23 protein-coding genes are annotated in these 17,073 nt (G+C 68.6%); 11 read left to right on the top strand and 12 right to left on the bottom strand.

Going from position 1 to position 17,073, the window contains the following annotated elements:
* Positions 1 to 201 precede the first annotated feature (201 nt).
* The 5 genes from FQ377_RS03270 to FQ377_RS03250 all read right to left on the bottom strand — a co-directional run bounded on the left by FQ377_RS03270 (position 202) and on the right by FQ377_RS03250 (position 2,679).
* Entirely contained in the window at positions 202 to 822 is a 621-nt protein-coding gene (locus FQ377_RS03270) for a hypothetical protein (RefSeq protein ID WP_148599777.1), read from the bottom strand.
* Between the two features lie 55 nt (positions 823 to 877).
* Entirely contained in the window at positions 878 to 1,444 is a 567-nt protein-coding gene (locus tag FQ377_RS03265; protein ID WP_148599776.1) for a DUF6286 domain-containing protein, read from the bottom strand.
* Positions 1,441 to 1,827, bottom strand: a complete 387-nt coding sequence (locus tag FQ377_RS03260) for an Asp23/Gls24 family envelope stress response protein (RefSeq protein WP_148599775.1) — start codon at positions 1,825 to 1,827, stop codon at positions 1,441 to 1,443. The genes FQ377_RS03265 and FQ377_RS03260 overlap by 4 nt, the downstream gene beginning before the upstream one ends.
* The gene (locus tag FQ377_RS03255; RefSeq protein ID WP_148599774.1) at positions 1,824 to 2,006 is read right to left on the bottom strand and encodes a hypothetical protein; all 183 of its coding nucleotides are present in this window, start codon (positions 2,004 to 2,006) and stop codon (positions 1,824 to 1,826) included. The genes FQ377_RS03260 and FQ377_RS03255 overlap by 4 nt, the downstream gene beginning before the upstream one ends.
* 148 nt (positions 2,007 to 2,154) lie before the next feature.
* Positions 2,155 to 2,679: an Asp23/Gls24 family envelope stress response protein gene (locus FQ377_RS03250; RefSeq protein ID WP_148599773.1), complete on the bottom strand. Its 525-nt coding sequence runs from the start codon at positions 2,677 to 2,679 to the stop codon at positions 2,155 to 2,157.
* A 235-nt stretch (positions 2,680 to 2,914) separates the two neighbouring features.
* On the opposite strand from FQ377_RS03250, the gene FQ377_RS03245 reads away from it, so the two are divergent.
* From FQ377_RS03245 to FQ377_RS03235, 3 genes are read left to right on the top strand one after another with little or no spacing between them, the layout of a single operon-like run.
* Positions 2,915 to 3,604: an RNA polymerase sigma factor gene (locus tag FQ377_RS03245; protein ID WP_148599772.1), complete on the top strand. Its 690-nt coding sequence runs from the start codon at positions 2,915 to 2,917 to the stop codon at positions 3,602 to 3,604.
* Positions 3,595 to 4,203: an Asp23/Gls24 family envelope stress response protein gene (locus FQ377_RS03240; RefSeq protein WP_148599771.1), complete on the top strand. Its 609-nt coding sequence runs from the start codon at positions 3,595 to 3,597 to the stop codon at positions 4,201 to 4,203. The genes FQ377_RS03245 and FQ377_RS03240 overlap by 10 nt, the downstream gene beginning before the upstream one ends.
* Entirely contained in the window at positions 4,196 to 4,618 is a 423-nt protein-coding gene (locus FQ377_RS03235; RefSeq protein WP_148599770.1) for a hypothetical protein, read from the top strand. Before FQ377_RS03240 ends, FQ377_RS03235 begins: the two co-directional genes overlap by 8 nt.
* Before the next feature lie 43 nt (positions 4,619 to 4,661).
* On the opposite strand, the gene FQ377_RS03230 is transcribed toward FQ377_RS03235, so the two are convergent.
* The 4 genes from FQ377_RS03230 to FQ377_RS03215 form a co-directional block, all read right to left on the bottom strand.
* Entirely contained in the window at positions 4,662 to 5,417 is a 756-nt protein-coding gene (locus FQ377_RS03230) for a GAF and ANTAR domain-containing protein (protein ID WP_187393238.1), read from the bottom strand.
* A 113-nt stretch (positions 5,418 to 5,530) separates the two neighbouring features.
* Positions 5,531 to 7,774, bottom strand: coding sequence for a heavy metal translocating P-type ATPase (locus FQ377_RS03225; protein WP_148599769.1), 2,244 nt, complete (start codon positions 7,772 to 7,774; stop codon positions 5,531 to 5,533).
* A 1-nt stretch (position 7,775) separates the two neighbouring features.
* Positions 7,776 to 8,000 carry a heavy-metal-associated domain-containing protein gene (locus tag FQ377_RS03220; RefSeq protein WP_148599768.1) on the bottom strand — a complete coding sequence of 75 codons (225 nt, stop codon included), beginning with the start codon at positions 7,998 to 8,000 and terminating at the stop codon, positions 7,776 to 7,778.
* Positions 8,001 to 8,045: 45 nt separating this feature from the next.
* On the bottom strand, positions 8,046 to 8,390 hold the full coding sequence (locus tag FQ377_RS03215) for a metal-sensitive transcriptional regulator (RefSeq protein ID WP_148599767.1): 345 nt from the start codon (positions 8,388 to 8,390) through the stop codon (positions 8,046 to 8,048).
* 136 nt (positions 8,391 to 8,526) lie between these two features.
* Between FQ377_RS03215 and FQ377_RS03210 the strand changes: the two genes are divergently transcribed.
* From FQ377_RS03210 to FQ377_RS03195, 4 genes are all read left to right on the top strand, one after another.
* A complete protein-coding gene (locus FQ377_RS03210; RefSeq protein ID WP_148599766.1) occupies positions 8,527 to 9,183 on the top strand; it encodes a DUF305 domain-containing protein in 657 nt (218 codons plus the stop codon).
* A gap of 135 nt (positions 9,184 to 9,318) precedes the next feature.
* Positions 9,319 to 9,975: a DUF3105 domain-containing protein gene (locus FQ377_RS03205; protein WP_148599765.1), complete on the top strand. Its 657-nt coding sequence runs from the start codon at positions 9,319 to 9,321 to the stop codon at positions 9,973 to 9,975.
* Positions 9,976 to 9,979: 4 nt separating this feature from the next.
* Complete coding sequence (locus FQ377_RS03200) at positions 9,980 to 11,110, top strand: alanine racemase (protein WP_148599764.1); 1,131 nt, start codon at positions 9,980 to 9,982, stop codon at positions 11,108 to 11,110.
* Positions 11,111 to 11,195: 85 nt separating this feature from the next.
* Entirely contained in the window at positions 11,196 to 12,080 is an 885-nt protein-coding gene (locus FQ377_RS03195) for a TPM domain-containing protein (protein ID WP_148599763.1), read from the top strand.
* Between the two features lie 6 nt (positions 12,081 to 12,086).
* Here the strand turns inward: FQ377_RS03195 and FQ377_RS03190 are convergent, their stop codons facing one another.
* Together FQ377_RS03190 and FQ377_RS15100 are read right to left on the bottom strand one after the other, a co-directional pair.
* Positions 12,087 to 13,700 (bottom strand): peptide chain release factor 3, encoded by a 1,614-nt coding sequence (locus FQ377_RS03190; RefSeq protein WP_262364238.1) that lies wholly within the window; start codon positions 13,698 to 13,700, stop codon positions 12,087 to 12,089.
* 36 nt (positions 13,701 to 13,736) lie between these two features.
* The gene (locus tag FQ377_RS15100; protein WP_262364237.1) at positions 13,737 to 13,892 is read right to left on the bottom strand and encodes an ANTAR domain-containing protein; all 156 of its coding nucleotides are present in this window, start codon (positions 13,890 to 13,892) and stop codon (positions 13,737 to 13,739) included.
* Here FQ377_RS15100 and FQ377_RS15095 point away from each other — a divergent pair.
* The 4 genes from FQ377_RS15095 (at position 13,881) to FQ377_RS15215 (ending at position 15,787) form a co-directional block, all read left to right on the top strand.
* On the top strand, positions 13,881 to 14,066 hold the full coding sequence (locus FQ377_RS15095; RefSeq protein WP_262364236.1) for a hypothetical protein: 186 nt from the start codon (positions 13,881 to 13,883) through the stop codon (positions 14,064 to 14,066). The genes FQ377_RS15100 and FQ377_RS15095 overlap by 12 nt on opposite strands.
* A 335-nt stretch (positions 14,067 to 14,401) precedes the next feature.
* A complete protein-coding gene (locus FQ377_RS03180) occupies positions 14,402 to 15,070 on the top strand; it encodes a GAF and ANTAR domain-containing protein (protein WP_148599761.1) in 669 nt (222 codons plus the stop codon).
* A gap of 32 nt (positions 15,071 to 15,102) precedes the next feature.
* Complete coding sequence (locus FQ377_RS15220) at positions 15,103 to 15,456, top strand: hypothetical protein (RefSeq protein ID WP_316245904.1); 354 nt, start codon at positions 15,103 to 15,105, stop codon at positions 15,454 to 15,456.
* Positions 15,428 to 15,787, top strand: coding sequence for an ANTAR domain-containing protein (locus FQ377_RS15215; protein WP_316245903.1), 360 nt, complete (start codon positions 15,428 to 15,430; stop codon positions 15,785 to 15,787). The genes FQ377_RS15220 and FQ377_RS15215 overlap by 29 nt, the downstream gene beginning before the upstream one ends.
* Here FQ377_RS15215 and FQ377_RS03170 read toward each other — a convergent pair.
* A complete protein-coding gene (locus FQ377_RS03170; RefSeq protein WP_148599760.1) occupies positions 15,756 to 17,015 on the bottom strand; it encodes an AI-2E family transporter in 1,260 nt (419 codons plus the stop codon). The two genes, FQ377_RS15215 and FQ377_RS03170, sit on opposite strands and share 32 nt — an antisense overlap.
* Between the last annotated feature and the right edge of the window lie 58 nt (positions 17,016 to 17,073).

Raw genomic sequence — 17,073 nt, 5'->3', positions numbered from 1 at the left:
GGAAGAGGCCGGATGTCGGCAGGGAACATCTCGGCCACGGGTGGTGGTCCTGCCGAGTACCACTGTGCCAGGCCCACCCGAGCCCGGAGCCGGTCCTGCGCCAAAGGAAGTCCGAAGAAAGAGCGAAGATCGCTCGGCCGGCCATAGGACGCAGTGAGCCCCCTGCCGGATGGGGCAGGGGGCTCATGGAAGAGTGCGAGCTCAGACGACCGTGGTCTTGTCCCTGGCCGGTCGGTTGGAGACGTTGATGAGCAGGGCGTTCCTGCTCAGCGGTGCTCCTACGGCGGTCTCGAAGTCAGGGATGACGCTGGAGTGGATCTGTTCGATGATGGCACGCACATCGGCCCGGGGGTCGATGCCGACATCGAGGGTGAGATCGGGTTGCGAAGCACTGCCCCGCAGCAGCGCGGACGCTGCCTGGACCCCGTCCAACCGCTCCACGTCCGCCTCGACGGCGTCGGTGAGGACATCCGGCTCGCAGGACGTCATCCCGTCCGCGTTGTCGCCGGAGTTGAGGCGGAATGTCCCCGCCTGGTGCAGTCTGGGGAGCTGCGCCAACAGCCATGCGAGGGCCAGCAGCCCGACCACGACGGCGACGACACTCACGATCACCGCGGCCACGGGCGGCGCGAAGATGCTCTGGAAGTCCTCCGGCAGCGCGGTGTCGCCGGGGCCGGCGGGTTCGAAGCCCGTTCCCGTGGCCGAAGCAATCCCGGATGCCGCACCCGAGGCCAGCAGGATTCCGACGACGCCGAGGAGCAGCGCCACGATACCGATGACCGCCAGCCATCCCCGATTGAGCTTGCCTGCGGTTTCTCTCATCGGTGGTTCCTTCCGTTGACCGGTGCCGCGTGCGGCTCGACCGGTAGCGCGCGCCTCATTCGGTACTCCTGACCCGCACGACGACCTGGGGTGCAGGGTCGACCCCGATCTCGTCGAACTTGCGCTCGAGCGATTCCGTCAGGGTCCTGGAGAGTTCGCTCGTGGTGCGCAGCGGGGTCCGTACTGTTGCCGTGACCTTGCGTGCGGTGGAATCGACCGACGTCGACTCCACGCCGTCGGCGTGGTCCAGGTGCCAGGACGCGAGCCTCGAGAGGCCCCGACGGCTGATCACCGTCTCGACAGACTTGGCGTCGGCGTCGGAGGGGCCGGCGAGACGGACGGCTGTGTGCTTGCCGGGCAGGATGGCCGCCAGGAGCAGGATCAACCCGATGAGGGCGAGGACCACCGCGGCAGCCCAGACAGCGGGACTGTTCCAGGTGAACTCGGCCAGGGACTCCCGGATCGAGGACATGAAGTCGGGCCAGGATCCTGTCACGAGGCGACTGATGCCCAGCCAGGCGACAGCCACGGCCAGCGCCAGGAGGACCAGCGCGGTGATCGTGGCGGGAACCGAGCGGCTGGAACGGCGGCGAAGCCGTTGCGAGCGTGAAGTCTTGCTCACTGGAGTTCCCTTCGATCGGTGTTCGTGGATCCGCCGACGAGCGAGGTGATGTCGATGTCGACATGCCGGACGTCGACGCCGGTGCGGGAACTCACGCCGGAGCGGATCCGCTCACGCAGATTCTCCGTCGTCGCCCGCAGCGGTGTGGGGTACCGCACGCCGGCGCTGACCTCGATCGAGGCCATCTTGCCGTGGAGGCGCACCTTCACCCGGGGGCGGGAATCCTCGTCGTGGTGCCCCCCGATACCGAGGAAGCCGCCTGTGGCGCCGAGGATGTGCGGGGTCTCCATGGCGATCTGCCCTGCGATCTTCTCGATGGCCTTCTCCGAGATCGTCAGTGTGCCGCGGTCACCGGTATCGACTGCATCCGGTGAGGCCGTCATCGGCGTGTACTTGAACGTCCGGTCAGGGCGCCCAGATCAAGTTTGCCGTCGATGACGCGGGCGATCAGGAGTCCGAGGGCGCCGAACACGGCCACGATGAGGAACTCTCCGAAACCGCCGAAAGCGGCCGCCCATCCCAGGACGAGACCGGCCAGGAGGCCCATAGCTGTTGTACTCATAGTCAGTACCTTTCAATGAAAGAACGATGGCAGATGCGCCGCGGGGGCATCCGGTGAAGCAGGCTACCGATCCCGGTGGAACCGGGTGGGCAAGGACCGCCGTCGTCCTCCCTCCGGATCAGGGGGGGGGAGGACGACGATGCGGGTGTTACGCGAGTTCCTGACGATCCGACTTGTTGTCGTCCTTCTTCTGGTCGTCCTCGGGGAGGTGCACATCGGTGACATTGATGTTCACTTCGAGGACCTCGAGGCCGGTCGACTCCTCGACGGTGTCGATGACGTTGCGGCGGATCATCTTGCTGACATCGACGATCGAGGCACCATGCTCGACGACGATGCTCAGGTCGATGGCGGTCTGGCGCTCGCCCTTCTCGACGCTGACGCCACCGCTGACGTTGGTCTGCGAGCCCGGGATGCGCTCCGAGAGGCTGCTGAAGGCCCGGCGGCTCGCGCTGCCCATCGCGTACACGCCGGGGATCTCGCGGGTGGCGATGCCTGCGAGCTTCTGCACGACGGTCTCGTCGATCGTGGTGTTGCCCTGGTCGGTCTGCAGCGGCCCGACGTTGCGGGATTTCTCCATGTCCTTGGACTGGTGCTCCGACTGGCGCTTCTGCTCTTCGCCGGTCGCCGGGACGGCTGCCGAGTGGGAGGCGGGGTTCTGGTTGTTTGCCATGTGGGTACTGACTCCTTCAAAGGATGGTGGTGCGTACACAGGTAAAGACGCCGTGCCGCGGGATTCCTCACGCCTGAATGCAAAGTTTCTTCGTGTCGGATCCGCGTCACCTATCCGACGTGACTTGTGGATAGAAAGCATGCTGAGCATATGCTGGTCCGGAACGCACCGCCGACGACCGTCGTTCGCGTGACGATGGGTCCGCGGTGACGCAGGCTCGAGGAGAGGGGTTCCCATGGCCCGGACGGAGTCGCCCGCCGAGGCAGCACCCTCCCCCGTGACCTCTGTTCCGCTGGCGGATCTGGACGAGTCGACGATCGTGGCACGGGCGCAGGACGGGGATCCGAAGGCGTTCGAATGGCTGATCAGTGCCCATCAGGGTGGCGTGTACCGGCTCTGCTTCCGCATGCTCGACGACCGGGGACATGCCGAGGACATCGTTCAGGAGACCTTCATCGCGGCGTGGCGGGGGCTACCGCATCTTGCCACGGTTCAGGCCTTCGTGCCCTGGCTCTATCGCACCGCCACCAACAAGTGCCTGGACCAGCTGCGGCAGCGCAAGCGCCGTCCGGTCGATCCCACCGCGGAGCTGGACGGGACCTCCATGGAGGTCGGGGGCAATCCCTCGTCCGGAGAGGACCCCACGCGGTCCCCGCTCCTCTCGTCCCGCGGACGGAGCGCGCTCGCCGACGGTGGGCCCGTGGACCCGGCGGAGCAGATCGAGACACAGGAGCAACTGCGCGCCCTGGCAGGATTGCTGCAGACCGTCCCGCCGGGTCCGCGGGCGTGTTGGCTGCTACGCGAGGTGCACGGATTCTCCTATCATGAGATCGCAGCCATCGTGCAGCTTCCCGAAAGTACCGTTCGAGGCAGGATCGCGCGGGCGAAGCGAGTTCTCGCAGAAGGGATGTCACCGTGGCGCTGAATGATGATCGCTTCCAGGAGGAGCGACCGCGCCTGGGGTGCGGCCGGGAACTGGACGACCTGTGGGCCTCGATCGATGATCCGCCGACGGCGCACGAGCAGTCGTGCCCGGACTGCCGCCATGCGCGGGCCGCCCTGCACCACCTCGCGTCGGTCACGGAGGCCATGCGCGACGCGGACCCGCAGGATCCGGGGCTCCAGCCCGGCGACAGGGTCCGGAATGCGATCATGATGGTGGCCCGCGCGGAGGTCCGCCGGGGTCGCAGGGCGCCCCTGCGTACCACGACGCTCGGCACGATCGACATCAGCGAGCAGGCCCTGACCGCCCTGATCCGCTTCGCGGCCGGTACCCTTCCCGGCGTGCATGCGCGCCGCTGCACCATCAGCACCTCGGGCGAGGGGCGCCGCAGGCCGATCGCCGGGGAGGCCGTCGACGTCGGCGACATCCGCATCACCCTGAAGGTGGCTGTCGCGTCGAGCATCAGCATCCCGGCCACCATGGTGGCACTGAGAGAGAGGGTGGGGACGGTCGTGCAGGCGCAGACCTCCATCACCATGGCGCAGATCGATATTGTCGTGGAGGATCTTTACGATGTCTGACGAGCCCGCTGAAGCCACCGTCGTCGATCTCGCGTCGGTGACCCGGACCCTCCGAACGGCACTCCTGGAGCTGCCGGGCATCCTCCGGCTGGAACCGACGGTGCACAGCACCCTCACCCGACTGCGGACGTCGGCGGTGGATTCCGTCCAGCGCCGGCTCAAGCCCACGAACGACGGACCCCATCACGCCTCCAGCGACGGCCTCGTCCTCTCCCTGGCGGACGGGCTCCTTGCCGTGCAGATCGATATCGCCACCGACATCGGGCACTCGGCTCTCACCCTCGCGGAGAGGGCCCAGACCCTGGCGGCACGCACCATCGAACGCAGTGGATTCACCGTCGGATCCGTGGCCGTCACCATCCTGTCCATCGAAAGCGGCTCGGCGCCGACAGAGCGGACCGCCCCCGAGGATTGATCCGGACCAGAAAATCGGTCCGGCCCCGAGGGCCGGTGCGGCGTCAGCGGTTGAAGTGGGTGGTGGTCGCCTGTGACTGACCGACCGAGGCCAGGATGCTGGCGGCGACGTCGCGCAGTTTGATATTGCGAGCGGAGGACGCACGGCGGAGGATCCCGATGGCCTCGTCCTGCCCGCACCGATTCTGGGCCATGATGGCGCCGACGGCCATGTCGATCGTGGTTCTCGACGACAGCGCTGCTTCCAGGTTCCTGGCGTCTTCGGTGAGCCGCCCGATCTTGACCGCCAGGCGCAGACTGCGTGAGGCATTGCTGGCGATCGCTTCGGCAGCGGCGACGCCCTCGTCGTCGAAGGCGTTCGGTTCCGTCGAGTAGAAGTCGAGACCGGCACTTGCGCCGTCCTCGAGGCGGACGGGGATCCCCAGGGCGGAGCGGACGCCGAAGGCCGCGATGGCCTCACGGTACTCGGGGAAACGGGTCTCCGTCAGGAAGTCGCGGATGTGCACGGTGTACCCCTCCCGTGCGGCCCGCAGGCAGGGGCCGTCGTCGAAGCTGTACTGGATCTCGTCCACCTGGCGCGCGCGATCACCACTGCTCGCCACGGTGATCATCGACCGCGGCCGGAGGAGTGTGACGCCGCAGAACACATCCCCGTAGGTCCCCGAGAAGACGGTTGCCGCCACATCGGCCAGCCCGGTCAGGAACTCCTGGACATCACCGCTGTCGAGCACCACGTCCTGCAGCATCGCAGTGACCGGGTCCTCGAGGGACTCCTGGGCGAGTTCGTATTCGTCGGGCATCGTGGGCAACTCCTTCGGATGACGGCACTACACCGGATGGCAGGGCACCGGGTGCGCACCGGGACACCCCAGAGCATACGGTGCGTGTACGGCCGGGGTGACCATGAACGGTGTTATCTCCCGAAGCTGCGCAGTCTCAGGGAATTGGCGACGACGAGCACCGAACTCGCGGCCATCGCGCCTCCGGCCAGCATCGGGTTGAGCAAACCGAGGGCGGCGACCGGGATGCCGACGGCGTTGTAGAAGAACGCCCAGAAGAGATTGCCCTTGATGGTCCCGAGCGTGCGCCTCGACAGTTCGATGGCCTGCGCCACCTGCTCCAGGCTGTTGCCCATCACCGTGAGATCGGCCGCCTCGATGGCCACATCGGTCCCGGAGCCCATCGCGATGCCGAGATCGGCCTGCGCCAGGGCTGCGGCATCGTTGACCCCGTCCCCGGCCATCGCCACCGTGGCGCCCGATGCCTGGAGTGCGCGGACCACGTCCACCTTGCCCTCCGGCGTGATGCCCGCGTGGACGTCAGCGGCATCGATGCCCACGGAGGCGGCGACCTGGAGGGCTACCGCCCGGTTGTCACCCGTCAGCAGGATCGGGCGCAGTCCGAGGGTGCGCAGCCGTCCCACAGCGGCCGCCGACGTCTCCTTGACGGTGTCGGAGAGGGTGATGAAGCCCTCCACCGCGCCGTCCACGGCCACCCAGACCGCCGTGGTCCCGGCGTTCTCGGCGGCGCTGCACGCGGTCTCCTGCTCGGAGGAGGGGCTGATCCTGTTGCGGTGGAGCCAGGCTGCACGCCCCGCGGTGACGGTGAGGCTGCCCACGGTACCCCGCACGCCTCCGCCGGGTGCGCTCGAGAAGTCGACGGCCTCGGCGAGCCGCCCCGCTCCGGCCGCGTGATCGGCGATGGCCCGGGCGATCGGGTGCTCACTCGCCGCTTCGACGGCGCCCGCGAGACGGAGGAGCTCCTGTGCGGTCCGGTGCCCGAAGGCGACGACGTCGTGGACCGCCATGGTCCCGGTGGTGACCGTCCCGGTCTTGTCCAGCACGATGGTGTCCACGGTCCGGGTGTCCTCGAGGACCTGGGGGCCACGGATGAGGATGCCGAGCTGCGCGCCACGGCCCGTACCGGTCAGCAGCGCCGTCGGTGTCGCCAGTCCGAGCGCGCACGGGCAGGCGATCACGAGCACCGTCACGGATGCCGTGAAGGCTGCGTCGAGGTCGCCGGAGAGGACGAGCCAGAGGACGAAGGTGACGACGGCGATCACGAGCACCACCGGCACGAAGACCGCGCTGATGCGGTCCGCGAGCCGGGCTATCCGGGCCTTGCCGCTCTGGGCCTGGCTGACGAGGCGGCCCATGTGGGAGAGCACGGTGTCCGAGCCCACGCGCGTGGCCCGCACCACGAGCCTGCCGGAGGTGTTGATGGTGGCGCCGGTGACGGCGCTGTCGCGGCCCACTTCGACCGGCACGCTCTCACCGGTCAGGAGGGCCGTGTCGATGGCGCTGTGGCCCTCGACGACCACGCCGTCGGTGGCGATCTTCTCCCCGGGGCGAACCACGAACTCGTCACCGGGGATGAGTGTGTCGGCGGGTAGCGTGACCTCCACGCGGTTGCCGTCCACCATCCGGAGCACGTTGGCCTCCTTCGCGCCGAGGCTCAGCAGGGAGGTCAGGGCGTCCCCGGCCCGCTGCTTCGCGGACGCCTCGAGGAAGCGGCCCAGGAGCAGGAAGGTGACCACCACGGCGGCCACCTCGAAGTAGAGGGAGTGCTCGCTCATGCTCATGCCCGTGTGCTGCGTCATCGCCGGGTCGGCGACGAGCTGCCAGGTCGAGAAGAGGAATGCAGCCGTGACGCCGATCGAGACGAGCGTGTCCATGGTGGAGGACAGGTGGTGTGCATTGACAGCGGCAGCGCGGTGGAACGGCCACGCGGACCACGTCACTACCGGCAGGGTCAGTGCGAGGACCACCCAGCCCCAGTTGGCGAACTGCAGTCCGGGAACCATGGAGATCAGCAGTACCGGCAGGGACAGGATTGCTGCGAGGACCAGTCGTGCTCCCAGGCGCGAGGGGGCCTGCTCGGCGGCTCCGCTCCCGCCGGCATGGTCCGGGTCGATGACCCGCGCACCGTAGCCGGTGGCCTCCACGGTGTCGATCAGCTGCTGGTCGGTGACGGACGCCGGGACCCGCACCACCGCGTTCTCCAGCGGCAGATTGACGCTCGCCTCGACGCCGTCGAGCTTGCCGAGCTTGCGTTCCACCCGGCCGACGCAGGAGGCGCACGTCATCCCCTGGATGGAGAGTTCGACGACGCGCTGGTCCTGGCCCGCGTCCGGCGCGGGAAGCTGCCGTGTCGCCATGTCAGGACCCGGCAGGAACCACGGTGTAGCCGGCCTCGGCGACGGCGTCGTCGATCGAGGCGGAGTCGAGTGGGGCCTCGGAGGAGATGGTGGCGGTGGAGGTGCCTCCGTTGACGAGGTCGACGTCCACCGATCCGACGCCGGGGAGCTCCGAGAGCTCGCTCTTGACGGCGCTGACGCAGTGGCCGCAGGTCATGCCGGTGATGTTGATCGTGGTGGTGGTCATGCTGTTCTCCTCGGTGGGTGGGTGGGTACGGTCCCGATGACCGGGTCAGCGCAGGAGCCGGCCGATGGCGGCCGTTGCCTCCGCGACCTTCTCCTGGACCACGTCCGTGGCGCCCGAGACCTGCGATTCCTGCGCGGCGCCGACCACGCAGTGGGCTATGTGTTCCTCCAGCAGTCCCATCGAGACGGCATGGAGAGCCTTGTTCACGGCTGCGACCTGGGTCAGGATGTCGATGCAGTACTTGTCCTCCTCGACCATGCGGGCTATCCCGCGGACCTGTCCTTCCACCCGGCGGAGCCGCTTGAGATAGGCGTCCTTGTCCGCGGTGTAGCCGTGCACGGCGGCGGTCCCGACATCCGGCATCCCGACGTCCCCGGTTGTCGCGGTCATGGAATAGCTCCCTGCTGATCGTCCAAGATACCCTCGGGGGGTATAAGGACTGAGGATATCCCGCTATTCCCTCCGAGGAAACCCCCAGCGGGATGTCGTAGGTTTGCACCGGACCGTTGCCGACCCAAGGACATCCATGACCCTCTCGTTCACCGGCTGGCAGAAGAGGACCCTGCTGGTCCTGGCAGGCTTCGCCGTCCTCGCTCTCTTCGCGCTCGCCTTCACCGCCGGGCGCGTGAGTGCGGCGCCGTCGTACCCGGGCAGCAGCAGCGCCGACGCAGGCTTCGCGCGCGACATGCAGGCGCATCACCATCAGGCGGTGGAGATGTCGATGATCGTGCGCGACGAGGTCGACGACGAGACGGTGAAAGCCGTGGCCTACGACATCGTCACCACGCAGCAGCAGCAGGCCGGCCAGATGTACGCATGGCTCGAGGAGTGGGGCCTGGCCCAGAGCAGCTCCCAGCCGCGCATGGAGTGGATGGCCGAGGCCTCAGGGGACCACGCCGGGATGGAGATGGGATCCGGGGGCGAATCCATGCTCCTGCCCAATGGGCTCATGCCCGGCATGGCCACCGACGAGCAGCTCGACGACCTCAGGAGCGCCACCGGCGATGACGCGGCGCGGCAGTTCCTGGAGCTCATGATCGTCCACCACGAGGCCGGCGTGGACATGGCCGCAGCAGGAGCTGAACTCGCCGCCACGGACCAGGTCCGCGAGCTCGCCCGGAAGATCGAGGCCGGACAGCAGGCGGAGATCACCCTCATGCAGGGCATGCTCGATGACCTGTGAACCACTGCAGCCGCAGCGGCTCCACCGTACGGACTGTCCCGTACTCCCAGGCGCCCCCGGTACATTGGTCACCGGCGCCACCCCATCCCTGCCGCGGCACGAGCCGCAGCGACACCAGCACCGGAGGACATCCCGTTGAACAAGAAACGGTCACAGGAGAATCAGGACCGCCAGGCGCGCCTGGCGGCCATCCAGTCGAAGCAGCGGGCCGGTGAGCGCAAGCGTACCGCCCTGATCTTCGGCGGGATCGGCGCCGTGATCCTGGTGATCATCATCGCGGTGACCCTGGTGATCGTGCAGCAGGTGCGCGTGAACGAAAGCCGGGAGGCCGACGCCGCGCAACCCATCGACGGCGTCCAGACCTTCGACGACGTGACGTTCGAGCACGTGGACGATCCGGTGGACTACGAGCAGTCCCCTCCGGTCGGCGGTGATCACGATCCCATCTGGACCAACTGCGGCGTCTACTCCCAGGACGTGCCGAACGAGAACTCCGTCCACTCCATGGAGCACGGTGCGGTCTGGATCACCTACCAGCCGGACCTCGACCAGGCGGAGATCGACAAGCTGACCGAGCTCGTCGGCTCGCGGTCCTACGTGCTGCTCAGCCCGTACGAGGGGCTCGAGACCCCGATCGCGGCCAGCGCCTGGGGTCTGCAGCTGACCGTCGACTCCGCCGATGACTCCCGCCTGACGACCTTCCTGGACAAGTACGTGCAGGGCGAGCAGACCCGCGAGCCGGGCGCAGCCTGCTCCGGCGGCATCACGCCCCCGGGCCTGGTGGGTTCCTGACCGTATGAGCGACCTCCAGCCGGCTACGCAGTTTCCCGGGACCCGCTGGGCAGCGGACGTCGCCACTCCGGTGGTACTGGTCGATGTGGAGATCCTGGAGCGCAACATCTCGGTGATGGCAGCTTCTGCCCGTCGGCGTGGCCTGCGACTGCGTCCCCATGCCAAGACGCACAAGATCCCCGAGATCGCCCGGCTACAGCTGGCGGCCGGCGCTGTCGGACTCACGATCGCGACGATCGGCGAGGCCGAGGTCTTCGCGGCTGCGGGCGTCGATGACCTCTTCATCGCCTATCCGCTCTGGGTCGAGGAGCGCGCTGCCCGTCGTCTCCTCGCCGTCGCGGACCGGGCCCGCCTCTGTGTCGGGGTCGACTCCGCCCGGGGTGCCGAGCAGCTGGCCCGTGCCCTCGGCGACGACGTCGGGCGGATCGCCGTCCGCGTCGAACTGGACAGCGGATACCATCGCAGCGGGGTGCAGCCCCGGGACGCGCGCGCCGTCGCGGAGGCCGCCCGTTCGGCGGGTCTGGTCGTCACGGGCGTGTTCACCTTCCCCGGCCACAGCGATGGTCCGGGCATGGCGGACACCGCCGTCGAGGACGAGCAGGCGGCGCTGGCCGCGGGAGTGGCAGCCCTCGAAGCGGCGGGCTTCGGCGACGTCGAGGCCAGCGGCGGGTCGACGCCGTCCGCGGCGCTCTCCTCCGGTGCCACCCTGACGGAGCTGCGTCCGGGCGTCTACGTCTTCGGCGACGCGCAGCAGTGGGAGCTCGGCCACTGCCGGCCGGAAGACATCGCGTTGACGGTCGAGTCCACGGTGGTGAGCCACCAGGATGACGCGGGGTCGTCCGACCGGCTGATCCTCGACGCCGGCAGCAAGGTCCTCGGGAGCGACCGCGCGGCGTGGGCCACCGGGTACGGCAGGCTCCTCGATCATCCGGATGCCCGGATCACCGCGCTCTCCGAGCACCACGCCACCGTGGAGTGGCCCTCGGGCGGGTCCCTGCCGCCCCTGGGTACCCGGCTGCGCGTGGTGCCGAACCACGTGTGCCTCACCCCCAATCTCGTGGACGAGGTGCAGGTGGTCCGGGCCGGTGTCCACCAGGGTAGCTGGGCGGTCGCGGCACGCGGGAGGAACAGCTAGGACCGCGCCCGGCAGTCGACCGGTTCCTGCCACGGGACGATACTGGGATCCTGACGACAGAAGGCTGACGAACCCGGGAGTGCTGATGGACAGGTCGAGGACAGAACTCAGGACAGCGACGATCGGGGCCGCCCTGCTCCTGATGACGCTCACGGCGTGTGGCCAGGGCGAACCGGCGGCCATTCCGGAACCGCCGGCCGACGGCAATGTGCTGGATCTGGCCGACGTCCTGACCACGTCCGAGGAGCAGGACCTCAGTTCCCTCATCGACGAACACAACGCCTCCACGGACGCCGCGCGCGTGGCCGTCCTGCTCGTGGAGAACGCCGGTGGCCCGATCGAGGACTACTCCCGCGACGTCGCGACGTCCTGGGGCGTCGGGGACGAGGGCGCGGACAACGGTGTACTCGTGGTCGCGGATACGGCCGAGCGTGAACTGCGCATCGAGACCGCCGACGGCGTCCGTGAGCAGTTCTCCGACGACGACGCGGAGAACCTCATCACCGACGTGCTCGAGCCGACCTTCGCCGACGAGGAGTACACCGAGGGGCTCACCGAGGCGGTGGACCAGGTCTACCTGTACGCAGAGGGCCGGGAGCCGGTGAAGGAGCCCTTCGACTGGGTCCTGTTCGCCTGGGTTGCCGGTATCGGGGTGCTCGTCGTCGGCGGGATCATCTGGTGGATCGTGGCGGTGTCCCGCCGTCGGCGTCGGGAGACCGATGAGGAGATCCGGTCGGCCGAGCAGTCGGACCCGGAGCTGCGGCTCACCAAGGAGCAGCGAGCCGCATACCGCACGTACCGCTGGGGTCACCGCGGCGAGGACGCCATCCGCAACCCGGCGATCTGGCTGCCCCTGTACATCGCCAACCCTGCGCTCTACTCCGGTGGCGGCGGGGACTCCAGTGCTTCCGGCTCCTCCTACAACGGTGGCGGAGGCTTCACCGGAGGAGGAGCCTCCGGCAGCTACTAGGGCAGGCTACTGCTCGACGGCGGCGCCGATCGGCTCGAGGACGACGCCGGGGTGGTCCTTGGTGAAGTGGCCGATCTTCCACTTGTCGCCGAAGACCGCAACGGCCTCGCCGTCGGACCGGAAGAGGATCTCCCCGCCGCGGAAGGTCTCGGGCACACCCTGGCTCTCCGGGCCCACGCGCATCGCGAGAGTGTAGGAGAGGTTGTCCAGGGACGTCGGGGCGTTGAACTCCGTGCCGAGCCGCTCTGCGGCGACCTCGAACTGCAGGGCACCGACGGCGGCCAGTACGGGCGCCTGGTCACCACGCAGATCGGAGCGCAGCACCTGCACCACGCCCTCGTGCTCGAGCTGGTCGATGCCCCGCCGGAACTGCTTGTAGCGTCCGGGGTCCTTGGCGCGGGCCACGGCGAAGAGCTCGGGGGAGAAGCGGGGGATGTCGGGGAACTGGACGGGCTCCTCGGAGAACAGGCTGTCGCCCACCCGCAGGCTCGTCGCGTTGACGAGACCGACGACGTCGCCGGGCCAGGCGGTGTCCACCACCTCGCGGCTGCGGCCGAGCACGCGGTGCGCGTACTTCGTGGCGAAGGGTTTGCCGGTGCGCTGGTTGGTGATGACCATGCCGCGCTCGAAGGTCCCGGAGCAGATGCGCAGATAGGCGATGTGGTCGCGGTGGGAGCTGTCCTGGCCGGCCTGCACCTTGAACACGAAGCCCGACATCGGCGCCTCGATGGCCCGAGGCCCGGCATCCTTCGACGGGCGCGGGGACGGGGACGGTGCCACGTCGACGAGGATGTCGAGCAGCTGGGACACGCCGAAGTTCTTGGCGGCCGCGGCGAAGAGCACGGGCGTCTGCCGGGCGGCTTCGAACTCCTCGCGGTCGAACGAGCCGTTCGAGGACTCGACGAGCCCGGATTCCTCGCGTGCCTCGAGCCAGGCACCCGCCTCGTGCGGATCGAGGGCGTCGATGTCGACGTCGGTCTCCTCGGCGGCCTGTGCCCCTGCGCCGATGGCTGCGAGGGCGATGGCGCGCTCGGCCCGCAGATCGATCAGTCCCTGGAACTCCCCGGCGATCCCGACGGGCCAGGTGAGGGGGACCGGTGTCATGCCGGTGCGTTCGCCGACGTCGTCGATCAGGCCGAGCGCGTCGAGTCCGGGCCTGTCCCACTTGTTGATGACGGTGATGATGGGGATGTTCCGGGCCTTGCAGACGGCGAGCAGCTTGACCGTCTGCGGCTCGAAGCCCTTGGCGGCGTCGATCAGCATGACGGCGGAGTCCACGGCGGCGAGCACGCGGTAGGTGTCCTCCGAGAAGTCGGCGTGACCCGGAGTGTCCACGACATTCAGGACGGTGTCGCGGTAGGTCAGCTGCAGGGCTGCCGAACTGATCGAGATACCGCGCTCCTGCTCGATGCCCATCCAGTCCGAGACCGTGGCATGGCGACTCGACTTCCCGTGCGTCACCCCCGCGTCCTGGATGGCGCGGGCGAGGAGCGCGAGCGCTTCCGTCAGGGTCGATTTCCCGGCATCGGGGTGGGAGATCACGGCGAACGTCCGACGGCGTCCGGCCTCGCGTCGGACGGCTTCGGTGTCGAGAACAGGGGAGTCGGTTAGCAGGGCCACGTCTCCATTGTCCCTGATCCGGGGTATGGGCCGATGCTACAGCCGCGTGCGTTGTGGGCGTGTTTCGGCCCGCTCGGCCGGGCCCGGGTCGATGAGCTGTTCGGCGACGTCCACGAGTCTGCTGTTCCTGCGGGAGCTCTGGCCCTGCAGCAGGGCGAATGCGGCCTCGGCGGTGATGCTGTGACGTTCCATGAGGATGCCCTTGGCCTGGCCGACGAGGTCGCGGCTCTCGACGGCGGCCTGGAGTTGCCTGCTGGTCTCGCGCTGCTGGTCGAGCAGTGCGTGGGCCGCTGCCGGGTCATCGCGGCCGGGGACGGGAGGGTCGTCGCGGGTCGCGATGTGTGGATGATCCGCGGGGCGGCATGATCACGCTCGGCGGTCGTTGCCGGCGGAGTGCGGTCGGGTTGCTGCGCCATGGGAGTCCTGGGATGCGCGGTGATGGCCACGGGGGTGATCATGGGAGCCGGGGTCCAGGGCAACTGTCATCACAGCGCTGTATCGACGCGAAGCGTGTCAAGGCGGGTCCCGCTCCGCTGACCGTCCCGATCCTTCCCCTCCGCACGCCGCCGCCGGGGCGGCGGCTACACTCGGCCTCCTGACGCGGTGTGGCGTGACGCTCGGACGACGTGAAGGACCGGAGGGGAGGCAGCGGTGGTGCACGAGCCTTCCCTGACCGCGTCACCGCCGCACGTGGTGCGTGGATGACCGGACCGAACGGACTGGGCGGACTGTGTTCCACCCTGTGCTGGTCCTTCATCGATGCGCTGCCGGTCTCGGGCGCCGCCCTGTCCGCCTTCAGCGGATCGGAGGGCGAGACCGCCCTGTACGCGAGCGATGCGACGGCAGGGCGACTGGACGAGCTGCAGTTCGATCTGGGCGAGGGTCCCCGCTGGGTGGCAGCCCACTCCCGGACACAGGTGCTCCTGCCCTACGCGCAGTCCATGGCGTACGAGCGGTGGCCGGTCTTCGGAAAGGCGCTGGGACCCACCGGGGTCCAGGCGATGTTCGTCTTCCCGCTCGTCATCGGAGCCATCGATGTCGGAGTGGTCGAGCTGTACAGCACCACGCCCGGACCGCTGAGCGACACAGACCTGATGAGCGCACGGGTCCTGGCGGACAGAGCGGCCTGGAGCCTGCTGCGTCGGCTTCTGGCTCCGGATGCCGCTGACGATTCCCCGCCCGGGCCGTCCGGGTCGCGTCGGGAGATCCACCAGGCCACCGGGATGGTCCTCGCCCAGATCGGCGGTACCGCCGCGGACGCACTGCTGCTTCTCAGGGGTCACGCGTTCGCAAACGGCCAGAGCGTTCGTGAGACCTCGAACGAGGTCCTGGCGAGGCGGCTCGACTTCTCGCCGTCATCGAGCCCGTAGGCAGGGCTGTCGACGCCCCCAAATTGGTGTCCATGGATCTCACCACTCGCGCAAGCAGGGTCGGTGCCGCATTCGTCCGGATCGCGGACACGCTGGTCGATGAGTACGATTCGCTGGATCTGCTGCACACGCTCGTCGAGGAGACCGTCGCGCTGCTTGATGCAACCGCCGCCGGGCTGATGCTCGCAGGTCCGGACGGCGTTCTGCAGGTGCTGGCCTCCACCAGCGAGGAGAGCCACCTGGTGGACGTGCTGCAGCAAAAAACCGGTGTGGGGCCCTGCGTGGAGTGCTACACCACGGGGGTTCCGCTCCGTGCACGCCTTCCCGCTGCGGGTCCGGGGCAGGAGCATCGGCGCCATGAACCTGTTCCGCGTCGAGACCGGTGAGCTGAATGCCGAGGACATCGCCATCGGGCAGGCACTGGCCGATGTTTCCACGATCAGCATCCTGCAGGAGCGCACCATCCGCGAGTCCGCCGTCGTCAACGAGCAGCTGCAACGCGCCCTCAACAGCAGGATCCTCATCGAACAGGCGAAGGGCATGCTCGCCTACACGGCGGACATCGACACCGCTGAAGCATTCCAGCGCCTGCGGGCCCACGCCCGTATCGCACAACACGACTCTCCGCGACACCGCTCAGGCCGTCCTGCACCGTTCGCTCAGCCTCTGACCCAGCTGCTCCCGGTCAGGAACCACCGGCCTCCGTCTCGCTCCTGATGAGTTCCTCGCCGGTGTCGAGATGCGGCACTGCCGCGGGCTCGAGCATCTGCTCCCGGGCGTACTGCAGGGCGACCATCACCACGGCGACGATCGGCGTTGCCAGGAAGGCCCCGACGATACCGAACAGAGTGCCTCCCGCGGTCACGCCCGTGAGGACGACGGCCGGATGGATCTTGAGCGACTTGCCCACCAGGATCGGTTGCAGGACATTGCTCTCGAGCTGCTGGACGAGCAGGACGATGCCGAGGACGACCAGTGCGTCGACCCACCCCTCGGCCAGGAGCGCGACCAGGGTGGCGAGGAGCCCTGTTGCGACTGCTCCGATGACGGGGAGGAAACCGCCGAAGAAGACGAGGATCGCCAGCGGCAGGGCCAGCGGGACATCGAGGAACCACAGCCCGAGTCCGATGAAGACGGCGTCCACGAGCGCGACGGCAGCCTGCGAGAGGACGTAGGCGGAGAGGGTCTTCCAGCTTCTCGAGAAGACTTCGCCGGCATGCACGAAGACCGTGCCGGTGGTCCACCGCAGCAGCCAGCCGGCGAGCCGGTCGCCGTCCTTGAGACTGAAGAAGGTGAGGACCAGCGCCAGCAGGATCGTCACGGTGACGGAGCCGAGCGTCCCGACGCCGGCCGTCACGCGTGTCAGGATCACCGCCACGTTCGCCTGGATCCAGTTGAGCGCCGACGTGAGGAGCTCGTCCACGTCGACGTTGGGGATGTTGAACGGCAGCGACTCCGCGAACTCCCCGATATTCCGGATGTTCTCGACGGCCTTGGTGGAGAGCTCCCGCACGCCGTCGACGGAAAGTACTACCGTGAGCCACCCCACTCCGACCACGACGGCCAGGAACCCGACGATTGTGATGGCTGCGGCCAGCGCCGGCGGGAGGATCCGGCGCAGGAGAGCGTTGACGGGCCAGAGGACCGAGGACAGGAGGAGGGCTAGGATCACGGGGAGGACCACGACCCAGAGCGCGGACAGGAGATAGTACAGACCGATGAGCGCGACCGCGATGACGAGGATCCGGCCGACGATGGACGTCGTAGTGGTCAGGGCTGCGAGGGGCGCTCCGCGGCGGATGCGCTGCATCATCGCGCCCGCCGTCGTGGCGCCTGACGTCCTTCCGTCGGCGCTGCCGCTGTTGCCGCCTTGATCGCTGCCGCTGCCGCTGCCGCTGTTTCCACCCTCGCTCGTACCGCCGCGCTCGTCCTGCTGATCGGCCATGCTCGTCCTTCGATCGGGATCATCCGTGGCGGAGCTGTCCCGCTGCAGGGGCCACCGC

The sequence above is a fragment of the Arthrobacter echini genome (assembly GCF_008107445.1).
Taxonomy (GTDB): Bacteria; Actinomycetota; Actinomycetes; order Actinomycetales; family Micrococcaceae; genus Arthrobacter_D; species Arthrobacter_D echini_A.
This window is presented reverse-complemented; position numbering and strand designations above follow the sequence as displayed.

Excerpts from the sequence above, each read along its gene's own strand:
- FQ377_RS03220 (WP_148599768.1), bottom strand. The coding sequence starts at position 8,000 with ATGACCACCACCACGATCAACATCACCGGCATGACCTGCGGCCACTGC.
- FQ377_RS03230 (WP_187393238.1), bottom strand. The coding sequence starts at position 5,417 with ATGCCCGACGAATACGAACTCGCCCAGGAGTCCCTCGAGGACCCGGTC.
- FQ377_RS03180 (WP_148599761.1), top strand. The coding sequence starts at position 14,402 with ATGACCGGACCGAACGGACTGGGCGGACTGTGTTCCACCCTGTGCTGG.
- FQ377_RS03270 (WP_148599777.1), bottom strand. The coding sequence starts at position 822 with ATGAGAGAAACCGCAGGCAAGCTCAATCGGGGATGGCTGGCGGTCATC.
- FQ377_RS03225 (WP_148599769.1), bottom strand. The coding sequence starts at position 7,774 with ATGGCGACACGGCAGCTTCCCGCGCCGGACGCGGGCCAGGACCAGCGC.
- FQ377_RS03255 (WP_148599774.1), bottom strand. The coding sequence starts at position 2,006 with ATGAGTACAACAGCTATGGGCCTCCTGGCCGGTCTCGTCCTGGGATGG.
- FQ377_RS03245 (WP_148599772.1), top strand. The coding sequence starts at position 2,915 with ATGGCCCGGACGGAGTCGCCCGCCGAGGCAGCACCCTCCCCCGTGACC.
- FQ377_RS15100 (WP_262364237.1), bottom strand. The coding sequence starts at position 13,892 with ATGGAACGTCACAGCATCACCGCCGAGGCCGCATTCGCCCTGCTGCAG.
- FQ377_RS03250 (WP_148599773.1), bottom strand. The coding sequence starts at position 2,679 with ATGGCAAACAACCAGAACCCCGCCTCCCACTCGGCAGCCGTCCCGGCG.
- FQ377_RS03260 (WP_148599775.1), bottom strand. The coding sequence starts at position 1,827 with ATGACGGCCTCACCGGATGCAGTCGATACCGGTGACCGCGGCACACTG.
- FQ377_RS03235 (WP_148599770.1), top strand. The coding sequence starts at position 4,196 with ATGTCTGACGAGCCCGCTGAAGCCACCGTCGTCGATCTCGCGTCGGTG.
- FQ377_RS03170 (WP_148599760.1), bottom strand. The coding sequence starts at position 17,015 with ATGGCCGATCAGCAGGACGAGCGCGGCGGTACGAGCGAGGGTGGAAAC.
- FQ377_RS03210 (WP_148599766.1), top strand. The coding sequence starts at position 8,527 with ATGACCCTCTCGTTCACCGGCTGGCAGAAGAGGACCCTGCTGGTCCTG.
- FQ377_RS03195 (WP_148599763.1), top strand. The coding sequence starts at position 11,196 with ATGGACAGGTCGAGGACAGAACTCAGGACAGCGACGATCGGGGCCGCC.
- FQ377_RS15215 (WP_316245903.1), top strand. The coding sequence starts at position 15,428 with ATGAACCTGTTCCGCGTCGAGACCGGTGAGCTGAATGCCGAGGACATC.
- FQ377_RS03215 (WP_148599767.1), bottom strand. The coding sequence starts at position 8,390 with ATGACCGCGACAACCGGGGACGTCGGGATGCCGGATGTCGGGACCGCC.
- FQ377_RS15220 (WP_316245904.1), top strand. The coding sequence starts at position 15,103 with ATGGATCTCACCACTCGCGCAAGCAGGGTCGGTGCCGCATTCGTCCGG.
- FQ377_RS03200 (WP_148599764.1), top strand. The coding sequence starts at position 9,980 with ATGAGCGACCTCCAGCCGGCTACGCAGTTTCCCGGGACCCGCTGGGCA.